General features: G+C 65.3%; 3 protein-coding genes. All 3 read right to left on the reverse strand.

What is annotated here, in order from left to right; genetic code table 11:
- The coding region (locus FVW20_RS09335) for a magnesium chelatase domain-containing protein (protein ID WP_307831460.1) at nucleotides 1-432 on the reverse strand (432 nt) is incomplete at its 3' end.
- A 353-nt stretch (nucleotides 433-785) separates the two neighbouring features.
- Nucleotides 786-1,382 carry a signal peptidase I gene (lepB, locus tag FVW20_RS09340; protein ID WP_196609203.1) on the reverse strand — a complete coding sequence of 199 codons (597 nt, stop codon included), beginning with the start codon at nucleotides 1,380-1,382 and terminating at the stop codon, nucleotides 786-788.
- A 487-nt stretch (nucleotides 1,383-1,869) separates the two neighbouring features.
- Nucleotides 1,870-3,675 carry a translation elongation factor 4 gene (lepA, locus tag FVW20_RS09345; protein ID WP_196609204.1) on the reverse strand — a complete coding sequence of 602 codons (1,806 nt, stop codon included), beginning with the start codon at nucleotides 3,673-3,675 and terminating at the stop codon, nucleotides 1,870-1,872.
- Nucleotides 3,676-3,870: the final 195 nt, after the last annotated feature.

A 3,870-nucleotide genomic window follows, 5' to 3' on the forward strand; every position in this document is an offset into this window, starting at 1 on the left:
GGCGTTGTCCGCCGCCACCAGCATGCCGCGCGCCCCTTCGGCGCGGGCGCGCACGGCCACGGGCAACACGCCCGGCACGGGCTTCAGTTCGCCGGTAAGCGAAAGTTCGCCCAGCAGAAACCACCCGTCGGTACTCCCCTGGGGCAGTATCTCGGCGGCGGCCAAAAGGCCGATGGCAAGGGGCAGGTCGAAGCCGCTGCCGCTCTTGCGGCGGTCGGCGGGGGCGAGGTTGACGGTGATGCGGGCGGGGGGCAGGCGCAGGTTGCAGGCGCGCATGGCGGCAAAGACGCGTTCTCGCGATTCGCGCAGGGCCCCTTCGGCCAGGCCCACCATGACGAAGGCGGGCATGCCCTGCCGGGCAAGGTCCACCTCCAGGTCCACCCGGAAGGCGTCCACCCCGTGCAGGGCGGCACAGGCCACGCGAACAATCATTGAGCCCCCTGCGCTGAAAGAGTGAGGAGCGGGCGAAGCGGAAGCGCCGCGAACGACGGGAACGACGGACGCGACAGGTGCCGCAGGGTTCGCCAGACCCTGCGGGGCGCGGCAGGCGCCAACGAGGTCCGGCGGGCGTTTGGTCGGCCAGCGACTGGCCAACAGCCGGTTGGCCGCACGGCAACTGCATGCGTCCTGCGATACCGCACAACCACTAAAGCAAAACGCCCCGCCCCGCAACGACGTGCGGGACGGGACGGATATGGTGCCAATGCGAAACGGGCGGACCGGGCTGAGCCGCAGGCAGGGCGGCAGCCATGATCGCCATACCGGCACGCAGGAGCCGTGCGGGATCAATGCAGGATCGTGCCGATGCGATCCCAGCGCACGTTGCCAAGCCCTTCCCACGACCAATAGATGACCCAGGCCTTGCCCCGGATGGCCCCGCGCGGGACAAAGCCCCAGAAGCGGGAATCCTGTGAATCGTCGCGGTTGTCGCCCATGGCGAAGTAGTGCCCCTCGGGCACGGTGACCGGGCCGAAACTGTCGCGCACGGGCATGACGATGCCGGGCTGCGAATGGCGGATGTACGCTTCCTGCACTGCTTCGCCGTTGCGGTACAGCTGCTTGTTGCGCACTTCTATCACGTCGCCGGGCTGGCCCACGATGCGCTTGATGTAGTCGATGGACGGGTCGCCGGGGTACTCGAACACGATGATGTCACCGCGCTGCGGGTCGCCCACGGGCACCACCACCTTGTGGGTGAAGGGCAGTTTGACCCCGTAGCTGAACTTGTTGACCAGCAGGTGGTCCCCGATCTGCAGGGTTTCGAGCATGGAACCGGAAGGAATCTTGTACGCCTGCACCACGAAGGTGCGGATAAGCATGGCCAGCGCAAAGGCGACGACAAGCGCCTCCACGTATTCCAACAGCAGGCTTTTCTGTTGCATGCGGGTGCCTCCGCCATCCGGTCGCGCGGTCGCGCGGGACGGGGATTTGCGGTTCATCGAAAACCCGCCAAAGGCTGACGCCCAAGGCGGGGCCGGTGCGCGCCACCGCTGGTGCGGAGGCCGCATGGACATGCCCAGCGCCGCACCCCGCATGGTGGGGAATGCCGGGGACGGCGCACTGAAACCGCCGGGCTGCGGCGCATGCTGCACCTGCCGCCCGGCATGGTTCGCGTCATTCTCTTTTCAAACCACCCCGCACACGCCTTGCGCTGCGCGGGGCTCATTCCCCCGCCCCACCCACCGCAATTTCGCGGCAGGGGTTGCCAGGGCTTAGCTCACTTCTTCACTCAACGCACACGCCCGTAGGGGTGCGCAGGGGCGGCAAGGACAAGGAAAACGGTGGGGTCCGCGAGGGGAGCGTACTCTTTGGTACGTGGCCCGAACGGCGTCACCGTTTGACGCCGCCATTGCCGCCCCTGACGCGAAATTACTCGTCGCCCACCTGCAGGGCGGCAAGAAACGCCTCCTGCGGCAACTCCACGTTGCCCATGCGCTTCATGCGCTTCTTGCCTTCCTTCTGCTTTTCCAACAACTTGCGCTTACGGGTAATGTCACCGCCGTAGCACTTGGCGGTCACGTTCTTGCGCAGCGCGGAAATGGATTCGCGGGCGATGATCTTCTGTCCGATGGCCGCCTGGATGGCCACCTCGAACATCTGGCGCGGGATGGTGCGCTTCAGCTTCAGCGCCAGCGCACGGCCATAGTGATAGGCCTTGTCGCGGTGCACGATGACGGCCAGCGCGTCCACGGCCTCGGCGTTGATCAGGATGTCCAGCTTCACCAGGGCCGACTGCCGGTAGTCGATGAACTCGTAGTCCATGGACGCATAGCCCTTGGTGCCCGACTTCAGCCGGTCGAAGAAATCGAACACGATTTCGGCGAAGGGCAGTTCGTAGGTGATGACCACGCGGTTGGAGGCTATGTACCCCATGTTCTTCTGGATGCCGCGCTTTTCCTCGCACAGCTTCAGCACGTTGCCCACGTAATCGTTGGGCACGTGGATGTCCATGCGCACGTAGGGTTCGTACAGCGCGGCGATCTTGGTGGGGTCGGGGAGCTTGGAGGGGTTGTCGATATCGCTCTTCTTCCCGTCCACGGTATCGATCTTGTAGATCACCGAGGGGGCGGTGGCGATGAGCTCCACCTGAAATTCGCGCTCCAGCCGCTCCTGGATGATTTCCATGTGCAGCAGGCCCAGGAACCCGCAGCGGTAGCCGAAGCCGAGCGCCTGCGAGGTTTCCGGCTCGTACGAGAAGGCGGCGTCGTTGAGCTGCAGCTTTTCCAGCGCGTACTTGAGCTGCTCGTAGTCGGCGGAATCGGTGGGGTACAGCCCGCAGAACACCATGGGCTGCACTTCCTTGAAGCCTTCCACGGGTATTTCTGCGGGGCGGTCCACATGGGTGATGGTGTCACCCACCTTGGCGTCGCCCAGTTCCTTGATGTTGGCGCACAGAAAGCCCACTTCGCCAGCACCCAGTTCGGTCATGTCCACGATTTCGGGCGAGAACACGCCAAGGCGGATCACTTCGTAGCTGCGTTCGGTGGCGAACAGCTTGATGCGGTCGCCCTTGCGCAGCACGCCGTCCACAACGCGGAACAGCACCACCACGCCCTGGTACGAATCGTACCAGGAGTCGAAAATCAGGGCCTTCAGCGGGGCGTTCAGGTTGCCTTCGGGCGCGGGCAGGCGCTCGACGATGGCTTCCAGCACCTTGTCCACGTTCAGGCCGGTCTTGGCGCTGACGGCCACGGCATCGGAGCAGTCGAGGCCTATGCTTTCCTCGATCTCGTGCTTCACGCGGTCGGCGTCGGCGCTGGGCAGGTCCACCTTGTTCAGGACCGGGATGACTTCCAGGTTGTGGTCCAGCGCAAGGTACACGTTGGCCAGGGTCTGGGCCTCCACGCCCTGCGAGGCGTCCACCACCAGCAGCGCCCCTTCGCACGCGGCAAGCGACCGCGAGACCTCGTAGTTGAAGTCCACGTGGCCGGGCGTGTCGATGAGGTTCAGCACGTACTTGCGGCCATCCTTGGCCGTGTACGGAATGCGCACCGACTGGGCCTTGATGGTAATGCCGCGCTCGCGCTCAAGCTCCATGCGGTCAAGGTACTGGTCGCGCTTTTCGCGGTCGCTGACCAGCCCGGTAACCTCGAGGATACGGTCGGCCAGGGTGGATTTGCCATGGTCGATGTGCGCGATGATGCTGAAATTGCGGATGTGTTCCTGTCTGGGCATAGCGTGAGTGCCGCCCTGCGGCGGCGCGCCTCCTGGAATGTGTGCGGCATGGGATGGGTACGGGCGCGTTGACGCCGTGCGCGCCGACCGGCCACGGGGTGGCGCCTCGGCCCGGCGCGCGTCGCCGTACCATTCGAATCGGTTTTCATACTGCATTCGGGGGCGGAAGTCCAACCGCCCCGCAGCCCACGCTGC

Origin of the sequence: Nitratidesulfovibrio oxamicus, from assembly GCF_015731765.1 — a bacterium.
GTDB lineage: Bacteria > Desulfobacterota > Desulfovibrionia > Desulfovibrionales > Desulfovibrionaceae > Cupidesulfovibrio > Cupidesulfovibrio oxamicus.